The sequence below is a fragment of the Candidatus Melainabacteria bacterium genome (assembly GCA_003963305.1).
In the GTDB taxonomy this organism is placed as follows: Bacteria; Cyanobacteriota; Vampirovibrionia; order Obscuribacterales; family Obscuribacteraceae; genus PALSA-1081.
Genome location: RXJR01000001.1, coordinates 14,005 through 40,298, shown reverse-complemented (window position 1 = coordinate 40,298; position 26,294 = coordinate 14,005). Strand labels below are relative to the sequence as shown.

The window sequence follows — 26,294 nt, the reverse complement described above, 5'->3', positions numbered from 1 at the left end:
ACTGGATGAAAAGAGTTCAATTGAAGAATCGGTCCGGATAGTACAAAATCACCTGCTCAGGGAAAATATTGCCGCAGGTTTTGACTTTTGCAAGTTCAACTAAAAACAAAGTCCGTCGTCACCGATAATGAGTCTTCTTTAAGAGTTGATTCCGCTCCGTCAAAAATCGAGTGGTTCTTATCGATTTTCGTTGGTCTAGTTGTGGCTGCGGCGATTTACGGCTCGATTTTCTCGCACTATTTCAATGCTCCGGCCGGAAGATTCTTCTCTGGAGCGATTCAATTCGATCAGCAGTACTACATGGTGCTGGCTCGTTCCGTTTTTGATTTTGGAAATGGAATTGTTTATTCGAATCCGTTTTCATTAAGTCCCACTCAGTTCTACTACTCTCATTTATTCATCTTGGCCGTCGGCTGGCTGCATCATCTGACCAAAGTAGATATTTCGGTGTTGTTTCACTCTATTGGCGCTATTTGCACCGTAACGATGTTTGTCAGTCTGTTTGCGTTCGTAGCCTCGATTGAAAAGTCGAGGAAGTGGCGTACCTGGATGTTTCTCTTCTGTGGTCTCTCCGGTGGTGTCGGCTGGGTGTTCGCCCTTGCTCAGCAGTTGAAGGCTGGTGTCGCTGGCGCACCACTGCAAGATTTTGGCGATCTGACTTTGAACGCGTTGCTACAACGCGGGGAGTGGTTAGATAGTGTCGCTCAGAGCGGAATTTTTGCTAACGAAGCTTACTATCACACTCTTATGTTCGCAGGGCTTGCCTTGCTGGCGAAAAACAGAGTGCGCAGCTTCGCCTTGTGCCTAGCCATCATGTGGTGGTCACATCCGTTCTATGGTGTTGAATTGACAGCTATCGCTGCGTGTTTTGTGATGTTTACTTGCCTGGAGGCTCCTTCCAGCGCTTTTGCCACCTTGAAGAAATACGCGGTCTGCGCGGTGCCCACCGTTCTGGGATTGGGATACTATCTGGGTTTTCTAAACACAATTGCCGAGCATCGCGACCTCGTAGAGTACTGGAAAACGATCAATTGCAAAGTGACTCTCAAGTCGTATCCGGCTCATTACCATTTCTTCTTGCTTTTGCCACCGCTTCTGGTGCTAACTAACCGCACGCGAGCCAGATGGTTGTGGGTAACAAATGAAGGTCGATTGCTGAGTGCGTTTGTGCTCAGTGTATTTGCGCTCATGAATCACAACTGGATCATGGTCACCACTCAACCCGCGCACTTCTCTCGCGGATATTTGCTGGTTGGTCTGATCTTGCTCTCTTTCAAATTGCTGCAACAGCTGCCCCAGTCCAATTGGGCTGCTAGAGTTGTCTGCTCCAATGTTTTCCTGGCTTTGTGGCTTGTCTTTTCGATCCCGGACAATGTCATCAACATCTATAAATGGACTTACAACCTGACCGGTTATCATCCGTATACAACCACTGCGACGAGTTGGATGCCAAACCAGCTGGAAGATGTTCGTAAATACTTGCTTGCCTCGAACCAGAAGGCGCCTCTGATTGCAAGCAAAATTGAATATCAGTACATGCAGCAATATCTGATGCGCACGACTGGTTCGCGCTGTTATGTCTCGCATGTAGCCACGCCTTCCTTTCAGGAAAAGACTGCGGATATGATTCGCTACATGGGCGGAAACGATCCAGGCTTTATAGATCGGTACCATCCGGACTATTTGATTATGAACGCGAACGATGAGTCGCACCATGCAAACGATCCAAGAATCAAGCTCTTGATTCGTGGCACTGATTTCGCCTTCTACAAAGTGTTGCCCTAGACTGGCGCGGCTGCGGGATTCCAGTTCAAAATCTGCTCAACAGCATCGACGCGCTTATCCCACGTCTGCTCGCCAGCCCAAGCTACTCGAGCCCTGCTGCCAGCGCTGGCGTTGCCCGTGCCGGCGTCCCCGTTGCTCGGGGCATTGACGGTAATCTGTTTACTTTCCTCAATTGCCACGGTTACCAGGCTTGTGAATCGACCGGTGTTATCGGCAATATGAATCAGGTCCCTTAAGTCTCTGAAGCCGGCACAGGCTGTTGAAACGATCGGCTTGCCGGTAGCCATGTATTCATACATTTTGATTGGGTCGAGCGATTCTGTAAATGGACTCACCACATGTGGTGTTATACAGATATCGAATGCGCTCATATATGCTGGCAGCTGTTCGTAAGGGCGCGCCCCAAAAATGTGCACGTTTGGCAACTCTGTCAGTCTGCGGGTGTTTTCGGCGGTGAGAGAATTCGGTCCGATGAAAACGAAGTTGATAGACCGCAGTTTGCCGGCGCTCTCAATAACCAACTCAACATCCAGCCTGTCTTCGTGAAGAGTGCCGATGTATCCAGCTATCGAACCTTCCAGCTTCATCTCGGACGGTGTTGCTGTCTGGACAAGCGATTCCGGCAAGTAGGGTTTTAGTTTTACACCGTTTCGAATCAGGTGAATGCTCTTGCTTCGGTCCCGCTTGTTCTTCAGGAGGTCCTCGCTGCAAACGATTACTTCATCGGCGTTGTGCAGCATCCATTCATCGTCTGCTTTCACTTGCGCCAGTATATGTGGTGGCACAGAGGCATGCGACCAATCATCGGTGATGTCGTAGATCAATTTTGTGGAATTCTCATAGGGCAGAAGATGGCAGTATGACTGATTGTTGACCCAGGTAATGTAATTCTTCCATCCCAGTTTTTTGATTGCTGCCGATACACACTGCACGAAGAGGCGTTCATTAAGCTTACGTCCGACAACATTTGGCAGCGGTTTAAAAGGTTTCAGCGCATACAGCTTCATCTCCTTGCCTGCTGGTCTGAAGAGCGTGCCGAGCGGGGCGTTAACCGATTTGATTCCCTGTATGTTCCAGAGATCTGTAGGTGGACCTACCCAGAGAATTTCAGCTTGCGGGTGCCGTGCCAGTAGTTGAGCGCAGATGATCTGGTTGCGGCGCCAGACGTTGTCCCAGTGTTCGAGTGAGATGAAGAGAATTTGCTCGCTCTGCCGTTCTTGTATTGCTGTCATTCGACCCTCAAGAGCATTTCAGTTCGGTCCAGAACTGATCGTAGATAAATATAGCTTTTCCTATGTCGCCCAGCTCTTCGCAATTTGCCATTACATCTGGTGGCGGGTAGAGGTTTGGATCTTTTGCAACATTGGTTGGAATCAGTTTGAATGCTGCCTGATTGGGAGTAGCATAACGCGTGTAAGAGGCAGTAGCGGCAGCAACTTGCGGCTCCAGCATGTAATTGATCCATTTGTAAGCGTTTTCAACGTGTGGCGCGCCGTTGGGAATGCAGAGACTGTCCAGCCAGATGGAAGTGCCGTTTTGAGGAATTACATATTTGACGTCCGCATTCTCTCGCTGGGCTTGATAGGCATCACCACTGTAAACCAGCGACAACCAGCTGTCGCCTGACGTCAGCTGAACGATCACTTGATCTGAGGTATAACACATGGTCAAAGGTTTTTGGGAGATCAGTGCCTCTGCGCCAGACTTGATCTGGCTCGGCTCGGTGGAATTGAATGAATTTCCCTGCCGCTTCATAGACATACCAATCGTCTCTCTAGCATCGTCAAGAAGCGTCATGCGATGTGCAAATTTATCGTTCCAAAAAATGTTGGTATCGACAGGCCAGTCTTTCTTCGCTATTGCAGCTGAGTTGAAGCCGATGCCCGTTGTTCCCCAGGTGTAGGGAATGGAGTGCTCAAGCCCGGGATCGAATTTGGGATTGCGGAATCGCTCCATTATGTTTCCGAAATTCCTGATTCTGGAATGGTCGACAACATCTAGCTTGTTCAATTTCTTCAGTTGCTTGACCATGTAACTTGTCGGCACGATGATGTCATAGTCAGACGCACCAGCTTGCAACTTCGCCAGTAATGCTTCGTTTGAAGCAAAAGTGTCATAGACGACCCTGATACCATAGCGGCGTTCAAATTCAGGAATTGTAGAGGGATGCAAATAGTCGGCCCAGCTGTAAATGTTGAGCTGGTTTTTTGTTTTGATTTGACTCTTGTTCTGACTGCATGAGGAAAGCCCGACACCAAATGCGGTGCTAAGAGTCGCTTTGAGAAATTGCCGCCTGTTCATCTACGTCAAACTCTGCCAGGAGCAATATTTTAAGACACACAACCATCGCTGTGTCTGTTGACAAGCTCGTCCGCAGTGCGCGCTGTAGGTCACTTACAGTCGACATGAAAAGCCCTTAAAACCCACCAGATTTCATCTTGGACCTGGAATATTGAACCCAAATCCGTGTCGTCCCGATCGCTCAAAAGCGCCATCAATAGAGACATTCTCCAAATTGCTCGCGTGACACGATGTTGAGGACCGACCCAATTAACTGAGGCAGTGGAACCAGACTTCAGAGCGTTCCGTCATCGAGCCTGTCGAGGAGGACCAAAGTTATGCAGCAAAATATGGAACAGAAGTTTGAACCGCCGGTTGGTGAAGGGCAGCAAAACGTAGAGACAAAGTCTGCCAAGAAGCGAGGCGAACGTGGATTCGCAGCGATGGACCCGGCCCAGCAGAAGTCGATCGCAAGTAAAGGTGGACAGGCTGTCAGCCAGAATCGCGATCATATGTCCCAGATCGGACGTAAGGGTGGCGAGGCCGTAAGCCAGAATCGGGAGCACATGTCAGCGATTGGACGCAAAGGCGGCGAAGCCGGCGGTAAATCTGGCAATCGCTAAGCTATAGCCGTTTTTATGCTGGAAGCACACCGTCCGTGTGCTTCTTTTGCTTGTCATCATATTCACCAAATATGGTGTGAGACTATTTACCCAGGTGGGCGCAGACAAAGCGGCTTCCTGAGCCGAATTCTTCGAATTTTGTGATGGTCCAGTCTTTAAACAGCTTTTCCAGTTCTTTGTCCGGGAAATAGCGTAACAACATACCCTGTCGTGCTTTATCCGTATAAATGTGGGAGCCGTCAGCCAGTTCGAAATATTCCCCGGGTCCGGTTCCTACTTTGTCAAAGCAGCCGATGAATCCGCCCCTCGGAGTGAGAACTGTCTTCAGCTTGGCTATAGTTTCTTCCGCCAGATCGTATGTGAAGTGCTCAAAAATTGAGTTTGCCACGATTGCGTCGAATGAGCCCGGGGCGTAGTCCATTGTGGCTATGTCGCCGATGTCGAACTGTATAGTCAGATTTTCCTGTTCGGCCCATTGTTGACCGAGTTCCAGGGCATGCGCCGCTACATCGATGCCGGTCACTTTGAATCCCTGTCTGGCCAGAAAGATTGAGAGCCAGCCGCTTCCGCAGCCCAGGTCCAGAACGCGCTCCACTTTTCGCTCCAGAAGCCAGGCTGGAATCGATGGCAGGTAGGGCAAGTCCGGCATTTGCGTGTATGGAGTTTTCACCCCATTCCAGGCTCTATTCCAGAATTCGATGTTGTTTCTGTAGTTTTCTGACGACAAGAGAGCGTCGATTTTGCTCGTCGTTGCTGGCGTCGCGGAGTTGTCGCTTGTCATCTCGATGCTCTTAAGAAGGCGCAGAATCGCTACCTGCGCGAGGTTGCCCATGGTAGCACGGTAAAACTATACGCACTTAAATCGCCGGGGTCGAGGTTTACGTCTGATAAAGCACAAATTTTGACACTAAAATATGGATTGAAACTGTGTCTGTTTGGGTATCTAAAGTTATGGCGAGGGTACAATTACAGATTGATTAGTAGCTGTTAAGGTGGGCTTATGGCGGAGCCAGGCCGAACACAACTGCAGATGATGCTGGTTCAGCAAGCCGGTCCCGGCGCGCTGCCATTAAGCATTCTGGCGCAGGCAAAATTCTTACCGTTCATCAGAACTGTCGAGCAATTGGCGGTGGATGAGCGTCTTGCGCCTGTAATGGTCTACTGGTCGACGCATACAGCGGCGCGTTACCTTCCAAGTGGACCTCGTTTTCGAGAACTGATGAAGGATGCTTTCTGCGTCTCGACCTTCTCCGAAGACCGTGAGGAGCCACCAGACGAATGGTGTTTCCTGATTGAGAGCCGCGGTTTGTGCTTGATCGTCTATGGAATGCAAGCACTCGAGTCGCCAACGGCTGATAAATTTCAATGTTCTGGTTCAATGGACCCTCAAATTGTCCGGCAGGCTTTTAACTGGCTTCTGCCTACCTGGCAGCGGTTAGACCCGGCCGAGAGCAACCGTCTTGAAGATGCCCGGGTCAACCTTGGACCTTGCGGAAGTGCCCCGCCCTACATGCAAAGAATTCGCTCCGCCTGGCCTATCGTCAAAGCCTCGCCCATCCAGCAAAGCCTGATTTTGCAGCCGACTGACCTGAACGCCAGTAAAGACGAGGCGTTCCAGCATGACATTTCGACTCTGTTCTCTGAGTCAGGCAAAATTCAGCCCATCGCCATTGAGCCCGGGGGGAACCCGGGTCTAGCCGGGGCGAAATACCGACCTTATAAAGACAGCAGTCGCTCGCCCTCAGCCCCGCCGATGCCGATCCAGCAGGCGTTGTCATCAATGCCCCAGTTCGACCCAGCCGTCGCGGCTTCGACTATTCCAGCCCAGGAATTTGAAATTGATGAAGTCGAAGACGACGAAGAACTGAATCGGCGCATGCAGAAAATCGTCGAGGAAGACCACGACGGTGCAGATGATCAGCAGAACGCCACGCAGGCAGCAGTTTTTCCACCCGCCGCGCAGTCCATCATCAGTGACATCATCGGTCAGCTGCGGCATTCCAACGATCTCTCTTCTATTTTGCAGTTTGCTATCGAGACGCTCACCACAGTGGTTGGAGCCGAGCGCGGTCTGATCTGGCAGGTTGTTGGCGATCAATTGGCTGTAACCAACGAATTCGCCATGAGCGGACACACTTGCTTTGCCGGCAACCAACTGGGTTCGCAAGAGTCGACGGCAATCGTTCTCGAGTTCCTCTCTCGTTTCCCCGACGAGTCTGGGGCTGGTGTAATCAGCATTCCTGATACATCGCAGGACACAAACTTGCACAAAATGTCTCCGACGCTGTCATCTCTGATCGAACTGGGCGACGTGCGAGCGCGTCTGATGGTTCAGTTGCGTTCTCGCGGTATCTTTTCTGGATTTCTGGAGCTTCAACAGTGCGGAAAAATTCGCGACTGGAGCCATCAAGATGCAGTCATTTTGCAGTGCGTCGCTGAAATGCTCTCAGTTGTAGTTCAGCAGTCTTTCGACCAATCGAAAATCGAGATGGACGCGAAAGAAATGAAGCTGATTAACGAAATTGCCAGCTTATTCCGTGAGTCTCGGGGGCAGACCAGTCAGGAATCGCTCGTCAAGTCTGTAACTCTGGTAGCGGAGCATATGGGCTTTACGCATTCTCAGATCTATTTATACAGTCATGAAGAGAAGGAACTGATTCCCCAGATTCAAGACGGCAACAATGCCGCTGTGCCTTTGACTATGAAGGATGATCCCTTCGTAGCGGTGTTCGACTCAGGGCGAGGCAAGATCGTAAATGCTGAATTTACGCGTAAAGGTGATCCTTTCTTCGGGCATGATATGGCTCTGGTATTACCACTGGTGTCAGAAGGGGAGCGGCTCGGTGTAGTCGGCTTATGGCAGCGACTTCCGAATAAACCTCAGTTCAGACCACAAGACCGCGAACTGGGATTAACTATCGCCGGTCACCTTTCAAACGTTATTCGTGCAGATCAAGCTATTCAGCAAATCAGAGCCGATCAGTCGAGAGCTGACCTGATCAATAAAGTATCCAGCGAAATTCGTCAGTCGCTCAAGGAAGTAGACCAGATCATGGGCACGCTGGTAGGATCGTTGCAGGAATATTTTGATCTGGGATCTTGTGTCGTTTCTCTATACGATAATCAAACCGATCGCTTCTTTCAGTCGAAAACTGCTGGTCCGCTCACGCCACCGAAGCCTGAAAAAGACAAAGCAGATCGCAACGGTGATGCTAGAGGTCCGGATTCTCGAGGCGCTGATGCCAAAGACGAGCCGACTTTTGGCGAACAGCTTTTCCGTTGTATGAAGGAAGAATTGGCGGAAGGGCGAACCATATTTCTGACTGCGCATGAGTTGAAAAACAATCTCGCATACAACGACATTGTTGCGCCAGATTCCTTCAAGTCAGCGACTTTAGTGCCGCTTGTGCATGCCGGTAATTTCAAAGCGGCACTGGCTATGGTGTCATGTCACCGTCAACGACCGTTCGCTGAGAAGGATATGAAAATGGTGGCAGACCTGGCTGACCGAACTGCAGTTGTGGTTTCCCACGCTGAGCTGTTTGCGCAGGTAGAGCAGCAAGCTGTAACCGACCCAATGACGGGCTTGTTCAATCGTCGTTATTTCCAGGAACAGCTTGCTAAAGAAATCGATCGCTTTCAAAGATTTGGTCATGCCTTTTCGTTCATTATCGTTGACCTCGATTATCTGAAAAAGATCAACGACACTCTCGGGCACCACTTCGGAGACGTTGCCATTAAACACATTGCTAATGTGACAAAGCGCAGTGTTCGAGATGTTGATACTGTCGGCAGATTCGGTGGAGAAGAGTTTGTCGTGCTTCTGCCTGAAACAGATTTACAGCACGCCCGCATGGTGGCAGAGAGAATCTGCGCAGCAATCAGAGAAAAACCAATCGAAGATATCGGTACTATTACTGCTTCGGTTGGTCTGGCAACATTCCCGTATGACGCGCAAGATCGTGAAAAACTGTTCGAATTAGCTGACCAGGCCTTGTTCCTCGCTAAGCACAGAGGAAGGAATCAAGTCTGCTCCGTGGCTGAAGATTTGATGCCGAGCATCAAAGATGGTAATGCTCCGGTTCTGCAGGTCGATCGTATGCCACCAGCCCCAACTGCAGAGGGCGGTTTGATAGACCTCGAGATGGTCGCCGAAAAGGGCATTCTGGGTGTTTTTGCTCAGATTATGCGCGCCGTTGAAACGAAGGATGCCTACAGTGAAGAACGTTCACCACGCGCTTATGGATACGCAAGCCGAATCGCACAGGCTTTGCATCTCTCGAAAGAAGAAGCCGAAGTCGTGTCGCTGGCCGCAGTCATGAGCAATCTGGGCAAAATAGCGGTTCCAGAAGATGTTCTGCAAAAGAAAGGACCACTCACTCCTGAAGAGATGGAGATGATCAAGCGCAGCCCGGTCGTAGGCGCTAAGCTTCTGGAACCTGCGAAATTGTTGCATCGTGTTGGTCAAATCATCGAGGCTTATCACGAGCACTGGGATGGCAGCGGCTATCCCAAAGGCATGCGTGAAAACGAAATTCCGCCGGGCTCGCGTATAATCGCTCTCGTTGACGCTTATACGGCGATGACCAGTGATCGCCCTTACCGACCAAGCATGTCTAAAGAAGAGGCTCTCAAGGTCATTCAGGAGGGCGCTGGTAAGGAATGGGATCCGCGTCTCGTGAAGATCTTTGTTTCTATCATTCAGAAGGAAGGCGGTAAGTCTAAATCACAGTAGTTGTGATTGGTAGACTATGTTCTTCGCTATTGGAATGGTCTGGTCGACTATGTTGTACGTTGGGAGCTGGTAAATAGTACTCCGTGTCGCGCGTTATAGCAGTCCGGGTTGCACGTAATAGTAATCTGTGTCGCACACGGATATCACTGTGGTCAGTCGGCTATACACTACGTCACAATGTGTGTGGACAGTACGCTACCGTCCGTTATTGAGGTATTGCGCATTAGATGGCGCTTTGAACTGTTCAGCCATCAGGTGTCCTGAAAAATAGCTCTTTGCGGTGATGATGTTCGTCTGTTCTTTGTGTATATTGAGTGGCTGTTGTGCTTTGAAATGCGCTTGCCAGCTTGATTTTATGCATTTTTGATCATAATTCGAATATAGTCTACAGGGGAAGGCCGTGCGGGTTCTTTTGATCAGTCCATTAAAAGAATTGGACCCGCCCGGTGGCGATGTTACTTATACTGAGCTGCTTTTGGAAGATCCACCTGAAGGTGTTGTTTACGACACGTACGACGACGCCTTGAGGAAAGGTACATTGATCGAGCATGGGCGTTGGTCTTCGGCCGTGAGAGGACCTAATGCTTTTTCAGAACTCTTTTTGTGGTGCTTCTTGCGATTCGTGGATTGGTGTCGTCAGAGGCGGCTTCTCTTCTGGGAGCCATTTCGCTTCTTTTCAGTTAGTCCCGGCGCATATGACATCGTTCATTTGCATATGTTTGGTGTTCGTTTCGTCTCTCTGGACTGTCCGCTCGTCGTGAGCAATTCCGTTTCGCATCATTTTCTGTACCGTGACGCGAGAAATTTTTCAGAGATCAAGTTGAAACTAACCGAAGGAATGGAGATATTGCTTTGTGTTTTAACGGGACTGGTGCATCCATCATATCGATTGAAGGGCGCTGACGATGCTATCGCGTTCACTAAGTTCATGAGTGATTGGTACATCGAAAAGGGTCTCGTTCCAAGCTCTAAAGTTGATATTATCCCTCCGTATTTGCCTTTATCAGTGGCTGCTCGCGGCCACACAAATCCCCTGAAGATCGGCTTCGTTGCCAGAGATTTTGAGATCAAAGGCGGTCCGGCTGTTTTGGAAGCTTTCGAACTAGTGCGAAAAGTCTATCCTGATTGTGTGCTGCATATAGTCGGTTCGAAGCCGCAGCTATCGTCAGCTGTAGCGGCTGAGCGAAACATCATCTGGGAAGAGGCTGTCGACCGCGACACTCTGTTGAATGAGATTCTGCCGTCGATTACTGTGTTTGCTTATCCGACAAATTTCGACGGATTGCCGCTGATTTTGCTGCATGTTATGGCGCTTGGTATTCCATCAGTATGCAGCAACTATCCGCCCATAACAGAAATAGTTGAGCACGGTGTGGATGGATTGATATGTTCAACTCGCGAGAGAAAAGAACTTGCGGAAAACATAGTGACCTTGCTGAATCCAGCCGTTAACGAGCTTTATTCAGCCAATGTTTTGAAGCATTTTAATGAGCAATTTTCCGCACCAGTTGTAAAACCTAAACTGTCTATGGTGTATTCTCGCGCCATAAGCAAGGTGTCGTAGATGTCGCAGCATCAGTTCAACTCATTCTGGTACGGGAAGTCTTTGACACCATATGAGGTGCTATGTATCAAATCATTTCTGGATCACGGACATGCTTTCCGTCTCTACACATATGAAGAGATGGCGGTGCCTGTTGGTACTGAGTTGTGCGATGCCAACGAGATTGTGCCGCGAGACCAGGTCTTCTTTTACAACAGCGGTCCAGGAGCCGGTAGCGTAGCTGCTTTTGCCAATAAATTCCGCTATGCGCTACTAGCACAGCGTGGCGGCTGGTGGGTAGACATGGACATCATCTGCCTTTCTGCCGACATTCCTCAGTACGATTCTTTTTTCGCATTTGAGGAGGGCAAGCGAATAAACAACGGCATGCTCTATTTCCCGGCGGGCAGTGCCGTTATGCAAGCATGTTTGGAAGGAGCGGAGGCGAGCGGGCAGAATTTGGTCTGGGGGCAAACAGGTCCAAAACTGCTCACTGAAACTTTAGAAGGTTTTCATCTGTCCGAAAGCGCGCAACCCATCAGCCTTTGTTATGCGATCGAGTGGCATCAGTACTTATATTTCTGGGATCCAGCTTTGTTTGGCACTGTCGAAAGTGCGGTAAGCGCGTCTATTGTGGTTCATCTCTGGAACGAGATGATTCGTAGAATTGGTTTGAACAAACAAAAGGCGCCACCACCAGGTTCGTATTTGGACTATCTATGCAAGAGACATGCGATTGAATTTTCGCAGCCTCCGATCAGTGCAGTTGAGATTCATTTATTGCAGCAATTCATTCGCTTTCGGGGCGGTTTGGTGAGACGACTGACTGGAGAGCAGCGCTGGCTTCAATTTGGTCCCGTTTCTAAAACTTGATATTTACCTCTTGACCGGTTGTTAAGTGGTGGCTATGATGGATTCAGATCGAATGGTCCGGAACCCCTCTCCCAGCGGATGAACCTCACGGTTCCCGGGATAAGTCTCACCATGCGGGGCGAGGACACTAGGTCTAACGGAGTCGAATATTTCTCCGTCTCGAAAGAGCAAATTAGGAGCAGGCCCCTCTTTGCCCGGTGGGTGAACCGGAAGAGGGGCTTGATTGTATTTTCACGTGCACCAAATCTGGTGCTCGCCATGGAGCGCACCCGTCTCGGGTGCATTGCCGGAAACATGGAACGCACCCGTCTCGGGTGCATCACTACTTCTGCGCAGCAGCAAACTGCGGCAGATGCTCGCGATACCAGGCAATCGTCGTATTCAGCCCTTCCACCAGGTCTTTCTCCGGTGTCCAGTCGAGCAGTTTCTTGGCACGGGTAATGTCCGGCAAGCGACGCTTTGGATCATCTGTCGGTAGCGGTTCATAAACGATTTCGCTCTTGGAACCGGTGAGCTCCTTGATCAATGTGGCCAGTTCTGCAACCGTCCGCTCCTGCGGATTGCCGAGATTGACTGGTTCGTGGAATTTGACACCCATCAAGCGCACAATTCCTTCGACCAGATCTGAAACGTACTGGAAGCTGCGAGTTTGTGAACCTTCACCGTATATGGTGAGCGGCTTGTTTGTCAGGGCCTGGTGAATGAAATTGGATACGACACGGCCGTCATTGAATCTCAGGCGCGGTCCATAGCAATTGAAGATACGGATGATTCTCGAATCCAGATTATGTTTGTGGTGATAAGCCATGGTTATAGCTTCCGCGAAACGTTTGGCTTCGTCGTACACACCGCGAGGTCCGATCGGGTTGACGTGACCCCAATATGATTCGGGTTGTGGATGAACCTCAGGGTCTCCATAACATTCAGAGGTGCTCGCCAGGAAATATTTGGCGCCTTTGCTGAGAGCCAATCCCAGCGTGTTATGGGTGCCGAGTGAGTTCACCTTCAGTGTCTCGATTGGCAAATTCAAGTAATCGATCGGGCTTGCTGGCGATGCGAAGTGGATTACCCAGTCGAGATTTCCGGCAACGTGAATGTGATTGCTGACGTTGTGATGAATGAACTCGAATTTTGTGTTGGAGGTATGGCGGGCAATGTTCTGCAAATTGCCTGTAATCAGGTTGTCCATGACGACAACGCTGTGCCCATCTGCGATCATGCGATCTACGAGATGTGATCCGATGAAGCCGGCACCGCCTGTGATGAGTACTCTCATTAGTGTCCAATCCCCCTGTAAATCAAATCGGCACCGGTCACATCAGCTTCAAGCAGGGTATTGCGACCATCGATAATGAGTGGATAGCGCATGACTTTCGCCAGTGCTTTCCAATCTGTGCGAATGAATTCTTCCCATTCCGTGACCAGTACGAGTGCATCGGAATCGGTGGCGAGATGCACCAGCGTGTCGCAGTAGACCAGATCGAGATCTGGATTCATAGTGCGGCAAATTTCATTGGAAACAGGGTCGTACACCTTTACTGATGCGCCCATCTTCAAGAGTTGTCTGGCAATCGTTAAACTCGGAGCGTCTCTGAGGTCATCAGTGTTTGGTTTGAAGGAAAGTCCCATCAAACCTACTGTGCGCCCTTTCAAAATCTTCAAGTCTTCTTGCAGCTTTTTGATCACTACAAGACGCTGGCGAGCGTTGACTTCGCAGGTCGCTTCCAGCAGTGGTGTGGGATAGCTATATTCGCGAGCAACTTGTTGGAGCGCGCCAATATCTTTGCCGAAGCAGCTACCGCCCCAGCCAACGCCGGCGCTGAGGAAGTTCGAGCCGATGCGCTTGTCCAGCCCGATGCCGCGTACGATTTGACGAACATCGGCTCCGACTTTCTCGCAAAGTCCAGCGATTTCGTTGGCAAAACTGATCTTCAATGCAAGAAACGCGTTGGCGGAATACTTGATCAATTCAGCGCTCGGCACGTCAGTGATAACAAACGGCACGGTCGTGAAATTTGCCGGACGTGGAGCGTAAGCAGGAGCTTCGAATGTCTGACTCAAGATTGGCTTATAGAGTTGTTTCATCAGGCTTGCAGCCTGATCGTCTGAAGCGCCGACGACGATTCTGTCAGGATAGAAGGAGTCAGTTATCGCGCTTCCTTCTCTGAGAAATTCAGGATTGCTGACCACAGTGAAAGCGGGAGCGTTGGAACGACTGGCGTCAGCGCGAGAAGTGCCAGCCGCAACTGGTTGCACACTCTGAACGCCCTGGCTCACCAGCATTTCAACCCAGTTGCCCGAGCCGACTGGAACGGTAGATTTGTTAACGATAATGCGTCGTCTCGACGAGTCAAGCGAACGACCAATAGCGCGAGCTACAGCCATAACCTGAGACAGGTCTGACTCACCGTTCGAGAGCGGTGGTGTACCAACTGCGATAAAGATCACTTCTGATTTGGCGACGGCTTGTTCGATGCTGTCTGAAAACTTGAGAAAGCCTGAATTAATTGCATCAGTCAGCAACTCGTCTAATCCCGGTTCGAAGAATGGCGCTTTGCCTTGTTTAAGGCTTTCCAATTTTTCTCGATTTGAATCAACCGCTATGACCTGGTTGCCAAGACGCGCAAGCATGGCGCTGGTTACCAGTCCGACGTATCCGGCTCCGATTACAGAAATGTCCACTATGCAAATCCTATGGGTGAGTAGTCCGAAGACTTGAGACGATCAATGGCAGATTACCAGAGACCGGGCGCCTATCGGTCAAATAAACCCTAATGCTTACTAAATATTGGCCTCGATAGGCAATTATCGAAGGTCCACATTGAGTTGATGAAAAGCGTATTAGATTGCTCTGCTATGCCAGCAGCGCTAGAACCTCTTCTAATTTGGCATTCAGCACATCTTCGCTGTTTGCTTCGATGTTGATGCGGAGCAGAGGCTCTGTGTTGGAGCTGCGCACGTTCATCCACCAGTCCGGATATGTGATGGTGACGCCATCCAGGTGGTTTAGCTCCGCATTCTTGTGATGAGTTTCCAATTTGGAAATTGCCGCTGGAATGTCTTTTACTTTTCGATTTACTTCACCCGAGCGATATCGTTTGTCGATTGGAGCAATGATTTCACTGATTTTTTTGTCTGTTTCACTGAATACTTGCAGGCATTGCAACAGCGCGATCATGCCGGAATCCGCATACCAGTTGTCGCGGAAATAGAAGTGTCCACTGTGTTCGCCACCAAATATGATGTCTTCGTCGCGCATGATTTTCTTGATTAGAGAATGTCCTACGGGCGCTCTTCTCGGTTTGCCACTATGCGCGGTGATCACTTCGGGCACTGTCTGGCTGCAAACGACATTGTAGAGGATCGTCTGATGCGGATGGTGCTTCAATGTGTTGATTGCGACTAGCGCGGTAACGATGTCGCCGGTAACAAGATTCCCTTTTTCGTCGAGTATGAACATTCGATCGGCGTCACCGTCGAAGGCTACTCCGAGATCGCATTTGTGCTTCTTGACCGCTTCTTGCAAGTCGCGAATATTTTCCGGTTCGAGCGGGTTGGCCGGGTGATTTGGAAAGCTTCCGTCGAGTTCGAAATACAGGGGTACAATCTCGCAAGGCAGGTGTTTGAAGACTGGAGGAATAATTTTTCCGCCCATTCCGTTACCTGTGTCGATAGCGATTTTGAAGGGCTTGATTGATTTCGTATCAATAAATGAGAGGCAATGCGCCGCGAAATCTTCGAGAATGTCCCGCTCTATTCGGGTCGCGCCTGCTCGTGTTTGTGCGGACTTCGCATCGGTATAGCTACCACCGCTGCCACTGGGTCCACCGCTGCCACCGTTCATGATGGCGTCGCGAATCTGCGCCAATCCCGTTTCAAGAGACAGCGCTTCAGCGTTCTCTCTGGTAAATTTCATTCCGTTGTATTCAGCGGGGTTGTGCGATGCAGTTAGCATGATCCCGCCGTCATAGTGGTATTTTCCGACAGCGAAATAAAGCGCATCGGTGGATACTAATCCAATGTCGATGACTTGTGCGCCACCATCAGCGATGCCCTGTGCGAGCGCTTCGAAAAGTCGCGGTCCGCTGACGCGCATATCGCGCCCCAGTACGACTGTCCTGGCGTTTAGAAGCTTCACGAACTGCACGCCGACCTGATAAGCGAGTTCTTCATTCAACTCGGACGGATATAAGCCGCGGACATCATATCTTTTAAATACATCGTGAAGAGTGGCTGTTTTCATTCTGGCTCCGTCAAATTCGTTTCCTGCACACGGAAGTGCGCTCTATTTCTCATCCTTATTCTTTTTGTTAATGTCTTTGGCGAAATCTTCTAACCAGGCTCGGTCGCCATAATCTGACCGCCAAACAATAACAGATAATCGTTCAGCGTTTTCAGCCGCGTGCTGACTCATCTCCAGTTCGGCGTTTTTAGGGACAGATACGTGCTGAAATTGCTCTCTGCCAACTTCATGAGCATGTGGTTCGTTGACCGGCTCGTCAAGTGCGTGAAAGGAGATTTCTTCTATGCGCTGAGTCGCCTGTTCTCTCTTAACCTCTGCGTTCGGCAGGGCCGAAGTCACTGACCAGCGCCCGTTATCGGCTTCCAGTTGTTTCGCTACTGACTCCAGAAAGTCGGGACTCTGCCGCTCGAGCCTGTATAGCTCTTGAAATAGAACATCGGCTTCTGCCTTACCGTCGAGCACTTCCCAGGCTTTGCGCTTCAATTCGAGAGCTTTCAGCTCAATGTCGTTCATGCGGAATCAAGTATTCATCGCGTACTGTAGTTCGGGCTCAACTTCCAGTCCGAGTTCTGTTGTTACTTCCAGCAGCATTTGCTCTGCAATCAGCTCGCTTTCCGCAGGTTCAGACTCTGGTTCACGCTCGATCGGCAGCAATGCTTCGGTTCGATCCACAAGGCTGCGACGCTCTTCTTCCGTTAGATTTTCATAAGCGCGAAATTGGTGCGCGGTCGTCTTCCAGAATGACTCGCTGTTTTTCATAACGCTGAGCCTCATCGCACTATCCAGAACGATTTGATGGAAGAACAAAAGCTCACCTTTGCAGTTTTGCAATGCGGCATCACGTTCAACTGCAATGGCAAATCTGATGGCGGAGATGTACGCCGTTCGCGGTAGATTGACGTAGCGGAGCTCTCGTTCGAGCAGGATCATATCGCGATCAGTTTTATATGTCGGTTTTTCACTATCTTCAGAGAAGCTCTCGTGGTCGAGTACGGTGTCGTCCAGTGAATCTGCCGCCAGCTGTAAACGTGATTCGGCCAACTGTTTCATTACTACTTCCACTAATTCGTCGCCTGGGATGTCGAATTGCTCGTTGCGAATGAAACGAGCCGCAAGAATGGCAGCGATGGCGAATCCGCCCAGGCAGGTTATCCAAATGGTTTCGTGGGAATGGCTTGCTGAAATCGGGTGCTGCGGAGCCAGGACCATGAGGGCACAGTGCCAGAGTGAAAGTGCGACGGCGGCGACGAGCGCGACCATTCCCTTTCTCCTTGGAGCAATTTCAACTGCCGTGTACATCGCGAAAGCGGTACTGCACCAATCACTGACCGCCCACATTGCCAGTGACGGAATTAAAGTCGGCTTAATCAAACCTGCAATTATCGAGAATAGCTCTTGACTGGCTACAAATGCGGCCGTGGCACCAAACGGTGCAATCAACCAACGTAGCGGGGCTAATGAGTTTTTGTTCAAGCTTCGGCCGGTCCGGTTCTGATGAGTGCGTGGATATCAAGAATAGTAGCACCAAATATGCAAATGGGCGATTAGTTCAGTTGTAATCCATGCAACATTGCCGGCTGAATTTTGCTCAGAATGTCTAAACGCTGTTCAAGTTCCCTTTAACTTCAATCGTGATTGTCGGATCAAGTAAGTTGCTTTTACTGATCTAAATGAATTTGAAGAGGCACCATATTCGGTGCATCGTCGAATATTGTTCGGATCGGAAAACCTTCAAATGTTCGAGATGATAGTGCGCCACGATGCAAGATCATCATCCTTTATATTGTTACGTAAAATCAGCAGGCACTTCACTGAAACCAGATGCGATTTAAATTGAGTCGGGTATAACCGCTGTGCTAGTATTGCAAAAAACTTAGCTCATTTAATCCTAAGGAATCCCCCGAATCCCGTTCAGCCCCCAATAAGAGGCTTTAGATTAATGCGTCTAAAAAAACTAACTGGACTCAGGCAGTTGGCCCTGGGTCTATCCATATTGATTGCCGCGGCCACTCCTGCGTTAGCGCAGTCGAAGGGTGCTGTGGTGGGAGGCACGATTCCTGCTTCGGCATATGTGCCGAATGAGATCTTGGTCATGGCTCACCAGGGCGCTGACAAAGATGAGTGTTCACAAGCTTTGCGCGACGCTGATGGGACAATCGTTAAGACGATGTCGAATGGTCGTATCACTGCTTATCTAATCCGGGTTCCTGACGGCAAGATGCAGGACACCATGAAGAAGCTCTCGAAAAACAAAGAGCATTTTGATGCTGTCCAGGTAAATATGCGTGCTAAGAGCAATTCGAACGATCCCCTGTTCTCGCAGCAATATCAGCTGCCTCAGATGAACGTTCCGACCTCATGGCTCCTCAAGGGCGACGGTAGAGGCGTCTCAATTGGTGTGATCGATACGGGTGTAAACGGTTCGCAGAATGACCTCGCCGGACGCGTTGACAGAGGAATCAACATCATTACGAACGGTGCAGGAAACGTCGATCTCGCTTCGAATGGCTTCTATCACGGTACATTCGTTTCGACCTGCGCTGCTGCATCCACGAACAATTTCACTCTGGGCGCAGCTCCGGCGTATCGGTCGGTGATCATTCCCGTAGATTGCTTTAACGGGCAGCTCTACACTACTGATGCCGACGTCTTGAATTCGTTGTTCTATCTCGAGAGTCGCCATGTTCGGTTGATTAACTTGAGTGTCAATGCCGGAGTTCCATACACTTACGCAAATCAATCGGCTCACCCTGTTCTCTTTGCTGGGTTTGTGGATTTCTACAATTCAGGAGGTCTACTGTTTAACTCTGCAGGAAACGACGGACAGTTCGACTGCAGTCCTCGTACGCCTTATCTGATCGTCATCTCGGCGATCAACTCGAGCCAGCAACTGGCCAGCTTCTCGACCTATGGCTATCCGCTATGGTTCACTGCTGCTGGTGTGAATGTTGTCTCCAGTGACGTCAATAGCCAGCCGCTAACCGCCAGTGGAACTTCATTCTCCTGCCCGCTGTCTTGCGCTGTCGCTGCTCAGGTCTGGGCTCGACGTCCATTCCTGACCAACGCTCAGGTTCTCCAGATTCTGCGCAACACGGCAATCCAACCGCCAAGCTACAACATCAATTATTTCGGATACGGAATTCCGAATGCTGCTGCTGCGCTGGTAGGAAACTAGAGTTCGGTCGAAAGTCGGAACTAATTGTCAGGGCCAACCCCCGAGAGGGGTTGGCCCGTCATTATGGAGGACCCGCTCGCCATTATGGAGACTCGCCATTAAGGAGACCAGTCACTATCTACCAGTCCGCGTTGGTCAGGCGCTGACGTTACTGGCGTGATTGTTAAACGGACCCTGAGGTGGCAGGTTTGTTCCAGTGACTCGGCTCTTCATTTTGCCGATGCTTAATTTGAGCTTTTCGGACTCACGGTGTCGATCCATTTTGTCGTACACATCCGCCAGCTTTTCCATGCTTTCGGTCAGTCTGGGGTCACGCTCGCCGAAGTATTCAGCGATCTTCATGGCGGTGTACCAGCATGCTTCTGCCTCGCGAAAGTCACCCGCGGAGACAGCCGCTTCGCCTTCTCTGGCGTACTTGTCGTATATCGTCATCTCAGTCATATTTCCCCCTGGAGACCGGTGTGGTCTGGCACTTAAGCGGCTCAGACAAGGTTGTGAATCTCCCTGATTTAATGAGACAAGCAACCGTCGTCTCATGTTCCGCAAAAAGTGTAAGGAGTTCGTTAGTGAGCCCTTCAGGGCGTCTCTTTCGACGGGCGGTAGGCGGTACAGTCGAGCGCCGTGGGGCGTTCTGGCTTCAGGCAGTCTTCTGCGGAATTAAATTTGCAATCTTCACAGAGGAACTTTTGTGCGCCTATCCAGTGCTTAGCATTAAAAGCTGTGATTGCTAACGCCGCTGCCGCGACGGCTCCGCTAATTGCCCAATAGAGGATAGAAGTTTCCATTACCTGCCTTGCATTTTAGGATCGAGTACGTCGCGCAAGACGTCACCGACATTGTTGAAACAGAGAATCGTAACAAAGATAAGAAATCCAGGGGCGAGTAACCATGGTTGATCGACGAGTTCGTTCGCATTGTCTAGCGCCGCCTTCAGCATATTGCCCCAGCTCGCATCAGGTTGTTGAATGCCCAAGCCGATGAAACTCAAGCCGCTCTCTGAAAGAATAAAACTCGGCACTTGCAATGTTGCCGCCACGATTATAAAACTTGCTGTTTGAGGGATCACGTGTTTTACAACGTTGAGGAATTCAGCCATTCCCGCAGCGCGAGCTGCTTGCACGAACTCCTCTTCGCGAATTGAGAGCACCATGCCTCGCACTACGCGGGCGAGTCCAGCCCATCCTATGAAAGAGAGAATGACAGTGATCAGTGCGAAACGTTGAGAGCTGGTCATTTCAGGCGGTAGCATTGCTGCCAGTCCGATTAACAAGTAAAAGCTCGGAATGGACATGATTGCTTCTGCGACGCGCATCATGAAATTGTCTATCGCACCCCCGACAAAACCAGACATGCCACCATATACAATGCCTATGGGGAAGGCGATGAATAGTCCTAAGAATCCTATGGTCAAGCTTTTTTGAGCGCCAAAGAATAATCTGGAAAAATTGTCTCGGCCATTTATGTCAGATCCAAGCAAGAATAAATGACCCGGCTCCGAGACACCGAAGAGGTGGATGTCACCGGGGATAATGCCAAAGATCTTGTATGGCTCGCCTTTGATGAAAAGTCGTATCGGATAACCTTCGCCTGCGATTTCGGTGTAGCGCTGTTCGTAGGTCTCGTGGTTGAAGGTGCGCTCCACTTGCAAGACGTAAGGCGCGACCACTTCTCCTTTGACGTTGTGCCAGTGGATAATACTTGGCGGCGCATTCGCCACTTCGGCGTCATTAAAATCCATGCTGTACGGAGTTAGTGGGTCTGCAAATGCCGCACAGAAATAGAGAATTGCCAGAATGATCAAAGAGAAGCGCGCCAGCTTGTCTGCCCAGAGTCGGTCCCAGGGAGTCTTCCGTAAAGGCTCCCTGGCGACTGCAGGTTCGATTGTTGCTACGGCTGATTCCATATCATTCCAGCGTGATGCGAGGGTCGACAAATTTCAGCAAAACGTCAGCCAGCAAGTTGCCGGTGATCAGCATGATCGCACCCAGCATGAGTGAAGCCATGACCAGGTTCATGTCTTTAGTAAGAACGCCTTCCAGAGTCAGCCGTCCTAGCCCCGGATACGCAAGCACAGTTTCAGTCAGTGCAGCACCGCTCAGTAGAGATGCGAATTCGAATCCCAGAAGAGTGATCAGCGGATTGATGGCGTTGCGCAGGGCATGATGGTAGATGACAGTGTTTTCTGGTAATCCTTTTGCGCGCGCGGTGCGGACGTATTCAGCTCTTAAAACGTCGAGCAGATTCGCCCGCATTTGTCTCTGAATACCAGCCAGCGAAACAAAGGTAAGAACAGCGACTGGAATAATCAGGTGTGTTAATTCATCCAGCACCTGATGCAGTGGGTCGAGTTCGAAATAGTTTGAGCTGGTCAAACCGCCGATCGGCAGGAGATGTGTAGCTAACGCAAACATCAAAAACATCAGTGCAAGTAAAAATGTCGGCATCGACATTCCAACTGATGTTAATACGCCGAAAAATTTGTCCGAGAATTTTCCGCGGTTGACCGCAGCGATAACTCCGGCTGGAATTGCAATCAGCCAGGTGAACAAAATACTCAGAGCGCTTAATTTCAGTGTGTTTCCAGCGCGCTGCATAAGCAGATCGAAAACGTTGGCACCAGATGTGGATATGCCCAGGTCGCCGCGCACCAGGTTGGTAATCCAGATTCCGTACTGAACGACCGGCGGCTTGTCCAAGCCGAGTCGCTGTTCCTCTGCCTTGATAGCCGACAGGGAAATCGCGGGGTTCGCTCGTAAATGAGCCAGCGGATCAATTGGTGCCAATTTCAGCATCGTAAAACTCATTACTGAAATGATGAAGAGTAACGGCAGCGCCTGCAGAATTCGTTTGAGAATATAGATAGGCACCGACATTTAGTGAACCGCCTTCTTGATATAAATCTCTTCGATATTATGCAAACTGCCTTTGGGCGTATACCAGATACCAAGCGGCGTCGGCATGTAATTACCGACTTTATTTTTCATCGCCGTTATATCGAGCGTAGAATATAAGTAGATGAATGGAAGTTTTTCATAAGCAATTTGCTGATACATATCGAACCATTTCCTGCGCTGCGATGGTTCGAATGTGGTGGCACCGCGATCGAAACATTTGTCGATGACCTCTTCGAAATCGAGAGGGTCTTTGACCGCTACTTTGCCGTCGGGTCCAGCCAGGCGCTGATTGAATAAGTGCAGGCGTCCGTCACTTTTCCAAATATTGGCACCATTATATGGTTCGAGTTTGTCGCCGGTTAATCCCATAACAACGGCTTGCCATTCCAGACTGTTTTCAACTTTATCGATCATTATGTTGAAATCGATTGGTTGATAATTCGCTTTGATGCCGAGCTTTTTCAACTCGTTCACGATCATTACGCAGACACCGTCTCTAGTAGTGTTTCCGGCGTTTGTGATGAGAGTGAATTCGACTTGATGTCCATCCTTGTCGTAAAGCCATTCGCCTTTTCGTCTGAACCCGTCAGTTTGCAGCAGGTCTGCTGCTAGTTCCAAATCCTGTGGATAGCCTTCAAGGTTTTGGTCAAAGTAGATGGATGCCGGCGACTCGGCCGTGTACAAAGGCAATCCCACGCCGCGCAAAACATTGCTGATGATTGCTTTTCGGTTGATGGCATGGCTGATTGCCTGTCTGAAGCTTTTGCTTTCAAACCACTTCTGTTTGATCGGATCGACGTAATATTTCCCTTTCGCATCCTTTCGCTTATTCATGTTGAACATGAGAAACATTGTGCCGTCGTCGGGTCCGAGGTTGTACATTTTGTATCCGCCCTCAGCCTCGCGCTTTTTCATAGTCGCGGCATCTGAGCCGCGCACCGAGCGTATGTCTAGAAAATCAATTTCATTGCCGTAGAATTTCAAAATCTCAGTATTTTGATCCGGCACGATAACAACGTTGAATTTGTCTAGATAAGGCAATCGCCGACCGTGCCGATCAACCATTGCGTAGAGTGGATTCCGTGTCATTTCAACTCGTTGTGCAGGCAGATATCTGGACACTTTGAAGGGACCGCTGACAACAAGTTTTGACGGATCTGTGTTGACGTCCCAGAATTTTGAGAATTCAGCAATTGGTTTTCGCGTTATCGGTTCTAGGATGTGTTTTGGTGCGATAGCCACTCGAAGACCGTTCAAAATTGGTGCAAATGGCACCGTTGTGCGGAACTTTACAGTTAAGTCGTTGACTTTGATGACATCCGGGAATTTGCCGTTAACTGATAATACGTCTCGATAACTCGAGTTTCCGTAGCCTTTGCGCACAATGGTATCAAAGGTGAAAACAACGTCGTCTGCGGTCAGAGGATGTCCGTCAGACCATTTCAAGCCCTTTCTAAGAATGAATGTGATTTCTTTTTTGTCCGGACTGACGCTGAAGCTTTTAGCGAGTTTGGGATAGTAAACGCCGGTCCAGGGATCAGGTGCCAGAAGATCTTCGTACATGAGCTGTCCGATGCCATCACTTTCAGCGTCGGCAGATGCCCACTTGTTGAATGTTTTGGGACCCTGCCCGAATGAGCCGACATTGAATGTGCCGCCAAACTCGCCCGGTTCACCTCGCGCTTGCCAGAATTCCGCTATCGGTTTATCCGTTGAAGATGGAATGACTTTATCGGTTGTATCGGCTGATGCTGTAATCAGTTGGAATGGTGGCGGCTCCAGTGTCTTTGCGATGTGCGACATTGCCGCTTCCAATGTTTTGCTTGGGATTACGCCTGTACGGGCTGTCTCGCCGGTTTGTGCAGAGTCTGCTCCGTTTTGTTCAGAAGATCCTTTGGCAATTCGGTCGGTGGATGTCGAAGTTCCTCCAGTTTGTGCAGGATCTGCGCCGCTGTGAGAAACATTGTTACCGCCAGTCGCAGTCTTGACTGTCTTATCCGCGCCACATCCAGTCAGAATCACACTCGATGCTGTGAAGGCGATGATCAGCTGTGCAACTGGTCGCATGTTTACTCTGGGTTTCCTGTTCACTCGGGCGCTTTCCAAACCTCTTCAACGTTATGCACACCGTTGGTGTATTGCGACAATGTAGTCGGCGTGTAGTTTTTCAGGGTGTTTCGCGCGGCAACGATTGTCGAAGGTGTTACCAGATAAATGAACGGTGCTTCGTCATAAACGATCTGCTGATACTCGTCGTAAATTTGATGACGCTTCGCTTTATCCAGTGTCTGCGCACCTTCGCTGAAAAGCTGATCGAGCCGTTTCTCCCATGGACGAACATCAGACGCGGTGATTTTACCGGCATCGTCAGCCTGGCGCTGGTCGAACAAGTGCATGCGACCTGTCGACTTCCAGACATTAGCACCATCATTCGGTTCGAGCGCATCTCCCGGGGAGAGCCCTTCGAGGCAGCACTCCCAATCGCCGGAGTTGACTTTGTCGTTGAGTACATTGAAATCCAGTGGCGAAAGATTGATGGTGATGCCTAGCTTTTTCATATCGGTCACCATCATATTGCCGATGAACTCGTACAACGTGCTTCCCGCGGCTGCGAGCATGTTGATCTCGACTTTGTTTCCGTCCTTGTCATACAAAAATCCGTCAGCTTTCTTCTGAAATCCGGACTTTTGTAGCAGTGACATTGCGTAGTCCGGATCGTTTTTGAATGGCTTCAGCTTGGAGTTGAAGTAAGGGCTGGCGCTGGGCTCAGCCGTAAACAAAGTTGCGCCGATACCTTTGAAATAGCTGTCGACGATTTCTTGCCGATTGACTGCATGGTTGATCGCCTGTCTGAAATTAGTGTCGTTGAACCATTTCGATTTGATGGGATTGACGTATGGTTTATGCGTTTTTGAATTTTCTCTGCGGTTCATATTCATCATGATGAATATTGTGCCGATTGATGGTCCGAGGTTGTTCAGTTTGAAGTTCCCGGACTTTTGTTCTGTCAGCAGTTTGGAAACGTCGCGGGCTCGCACCGGTGTCAGATCTAACTCATTGCCTCTGAACTTGAGCAGATTTGTGTTCGGATCCGGCACGATCAGGAACATCAACCGTTCTAGATATGGCAAGCGTTTACCTTCAGCATTTACCATGTAGAAATTTTTTGTGGCTTGCAGTTCTACCCGCTGCGCAGGAACGAACCGCGCCAAAGTGTATGGTCCGCTCGTCACCAGTGTCTTCGGGTCGAGATCGGCTGCCCATAAATGTTGGAATGCTGCCTTGCCGTCTTTGCGTTTCAAAATTGGTTCGATTACATGTTGAGGGGCAATTGGTGTGCTGAGCTGCCTCAAGAATGGAGCGAATGTTTTCGGTGTGACGAATTTGTTGGTCAAATCGTCCACTACTGTTACAGTGGGCATCTTGCCGTCGACGCTGACTACATCTCTGATCGATGAGTTTCCGTAGCCCTCGGCGATCAATTTATTCCATGTAAAGGCGACATCTGCCGAGGTTATAGGTTTCCCATCAGACCATGTCAGACCTTTGCGTAATTTGGTGGTGTATGTGACACCATCGGGATCGACCTTGAAGCTCTCTGCCATGTCCGGAATTACTTCTCCGGTCCAGGGATCGACGGTCACCAGTCCGCCGAACAAGTGGCTGGCAAGCAGCGTCGAGCTGGTATCTTCCGCCGCCCAATAGTTGAATGTTTTTGGATCTGCGGAGATTATTGAGCGCACTAACGAGCCGCCGAACTTACCCACAGGAAATCGCCCCACTCTCATCTCTTCCCCATCAACCAGCTTTATTTTGTAGGGACCGGGGTTTGGTGGGTCGACAATTGCTAAAGGAGATTTGGAATTGCCTGCGTTTGACGAGGCACTTGACGTTGATGATATTGATGAGTTTTCGGATGATGTTGTTGTCGACGTTCCATTACTTGAAGCACCACCTTCGGTACCGGTCGGTACTTTGTCGGCACCGCAGCCGTATAGGCAAGGCATGGTCAACAAGGCTGACAGCATGAAGACTTTTAGCGCTTGAAACTGTCTGTGGTTGTTTAGGTTCATTTGTTCCGTCACCCGAATGCTGCTGCGGAAGCTTATTGGTTCTATTGATAACCGGTCTGAGGCTGTCCAA

20 protein-coding genes are annotated in these 26,294 nt (G+C 49.9%); 6 read left to right on the top strand and 14 right to left on the bottom strand.

Annotated features, from left to right (window positions below; all coding sequences use genetic code 11):
* Positions 1-87: 87 nt before the first annotated feature.
* Complete coding sequence (locus EKK48_00155) at positions 88-1,785, top strand: hypothetical protein (protein ID RTL45790.1); 1,698 nt, start codon at positions 88-90, stop codon at positions 1,783-1,785.
* Here EKK48_00155 and EKK48_00150 read toward each other — a convergent pair.
* On the bottom strand, positions 1,782-3,017 hold the full coding sequence (locus EKK48_00150; protein ID RTL45789.1) for a glycosyltransferase: 1,236 nt from the start codon (positions 3,015-3,017) through the stop codon (positions 1,782-1,784). The genes EKK48_00155 and EKK48_00150 overlap by 4 nt on opposite strands.
* 7 nt (positions 3,018-3,024) lie before the next feature.
* Positions 3,025-4,086: an extracellular solute-binding protein gene (locus EKK48_00145; GenBank protein ID RTL45788.1), complete on the bottom strand. Its 1,062-nt coding sequence runs from the start codon at positions 4,084-4,086 to the stop codon at positions 3,025-3,027.
* A 329-nt stretch (positions 4,087-4,415) separates the two neighbouring features.
* On the opposite strand from EKK48_00145, the gene EKK48_00140 reads away from it, so the two are divergent.
* Positions 4,416-4,688: a hypothetical protein gene (locus tag EKK48_00140; protein RTL46237.1), complete on the top strand. Its 273-nt coding sequence runs from the start codon at positions 4,416-4,418 to the stop codon at positions 4,686-4,688.
* Between the two features lie 82 nt (positions 4,689-4,770).
* On the opposite strand, the gene EKK48_00135 is transcribed toward EKK48_00140, so the two are convergent.
* The gene (locus EKK48_00135) at positions 4,771-5,520 is read right to left on the bottom strand and encodes a class I SAM-dependent methyltransferase (GenBank protein ID RTL45787.1); all 750 of its coding nucleotides are present in this window, start codon (positions 5,518-5,520) and stop codon (positions 4,771-4,773) included.
* Positions 5,521-5,688: 168 nt separating this feature from the next.
* Between EKK48_00135 and EKK48_00130 the strand changes: the two genes are divergently transcribed.
* The 3 genes from EKK48_00130 to EKK48_00120 all read left to right on the top strand — a co-directional run bounded on the left by EKK48_00130 (position 5,689) and on the right by EKK48_00120 (position 11,839).
* A complete protein-coding gene (locus EKK48_00130) occupies positions 5,689-9,423 on the top strand; it encodes a diguanylate cyclase (GenBank protein ID RTL45786.1) in 3,735 nt (1,244 codons plus the stop codon).
* A gap of 400 nt (positions 9,424-9,823) precedes the next feature.
* Positions 9,824-10,987, top strand: a complete 1,164-nt coding sequence (locus EKK48_00125; GenBank protein ID RTL45785.1) for a glycosyltransferase — start codon at positions 9,824-9,826, stop codon at positions 10,985-10,987.
* A complete protein-coding gene (locus EKK48_00120; protein ID RTL45784.1) occupies positions 10,988-11,839 on the top strand; it encodes a hypothetical protein in 852 nt (283 codons plus the stop codon).
* A gap of 322 nt (positions 11,840-12,161) precedes the next feature.
* Here the strand turns inward: EKK48_00120 and EKK48_00115 are convergent, their stop codons facing one another.
* From EKK48_00115 to EKK48_00095, 5 genes are all read right to left on the bottom strand, one after another.
* Positions 12,162-13,115 (bottom strand): SDR family oxidoreductase, encoded by a 954-nt coding sequence (locus tag EKK48_00115; protein RTL45783.1) that lies wholly within the window; start codon positions 13,113-13,115, stop codon positions 12,162-12,164.
* Complete coding sequence (locus EKK48_00110) at positions 13,115-14,521, bottom strand: UDP-glucose/GDP-mannose dehydrogenase family protein (GenBank protein ID RTL45782.1); 1,407 nt, start codon at positions 14,519-14,521, stop codon at positions 13,115-13,117. The genes EKK48_00115 and EKK48_00110 overlap by 1 nt, the downstream gene beginning before the upstream one ends.
* A 172-nt stretch (positions 14,522-14,693) precedes the next feature.
* Complete coding sequence (locus tag EKK48_00105; protein ID RTL45781.1) at positions 14,694-16,082, bottom strand: phosphomannomutase/phosphoglucomutase; 1,389 nt, start codon at positions 16,080-16,082, stop codon at positions 14,694-14,696.
* Positions 16,083-16,124: 42 nt separating this feature from the next.
* Complete coding sequence (locus EKK48_00100) at positions 16,125-16,595, bottom strand: hypothetical protein (protein ID RTL45780.1); 471 nt, start codon at positions 16,593-16,595, stop codon at positions 16,125-16,127.
* A gap of 6 nt (positions 16,596-16,601) precedes the next feature.
* Positions 16,602-17,555, bottom strand: a complete 954-nt coding sequence (locus EKK48_00095; protein RTL45779.1) for a hypothetical protein — start codon at positions 17,553-17,555, stop codon at positions 16,602-16,604.
* Positions 17,556-18,021: 466 nt separating this feature from the next.
* On the opposite strand from EKK48_00095, the gene EKK48_00090 reads away from it, so the two are divergent.
* Positions 18,022-19,257 (top strand): hypothetical protein, encoded by a 1,236-nt coding sequence (locus tag EKK48_00090; protein ID RTL45778.1) that lies wholly within the window; start codon positions 18,022-18,024, stop codon positions 19,255-19,257.
* 135 nt (positions 19,258-19,392) lie between these two features.
* Here the strand turns inward: EKK48_00090 and EKK48_00085 are convergent, their stop codons facing one another.
* From EKK48_00085 to EKK48_00060, 6 genes are all read right to left on the bottom strand, one after another.
* Entirely contained in the window at positions 19,393-19,698 is a 306-nt protein-coding gene (locus tag EKK48_00085) for a tetratricopeptide repeat protein (protein RTL45777.1), read from the bottom strand.
* Positions 19,699-19,832: 134 nt separating this feature from the next.
* The gene (locus tag EKK48_00080; GenBank protein ID RTL45776.1) at positions 19,833-20,042 is read right to left on the bottom strand and encodes a hypothetical protein; all 210 of its coding nucleotides are present in this window, start codon (positions 20,040-20,042) and stop codon (positions 19,833-19,835) included.
* The gene (locus tag EKK48_00075; protein ID RTL45775.1) at positions 20,042-21,160 is read right to left on the bottom strand and encodes an ABC transporter permease; all 1,119 of its coding nucleotides are present in this window, start codon (positions 21,158-21,160) and stop codon (positions 20,042-20,044) included. The genes EKK48_00080 and EKK48_00075 overlap by 1 nt, the downstream gene beginning before the upstream one ends.
* Position 21,161: 1 nt before the next feature.
* Positions 21,162-22,130, bottom strand: coding sequence for an ABC transporter permease (locus EKK48_00070; protein ID RTL45774.1), 969 nt, complete (start codon positions 22,128-22,130; stop codon positions 21,162-21,164).
* The gene (locus EKK48_00065) at positions 22,131-24,218 is read right to left on the bottom strand and encodes an ABC transporter substrate-binding protein (GenBank protein ID RTL45773.1); all 2,088 of its coding nucleotides are present in this window, start codon (positions 24,216-24,218) and stop codon (positions 22,131-22,133) included.
* Positions 24,219-24,238: 20 nt separating this feature from the next.
* A complete protein-coding gene (locus EKK48_00060) occupies positions 24,239-26,224 on the bottom strand; it encodes an ABC transporter substrate-binding protein (GenBank protein RTL45772.1) in 1,986 nt (661 codons plus the stop codon).
* Positions 26,225-26,294 lie beyond the last annotated feature (70 nt).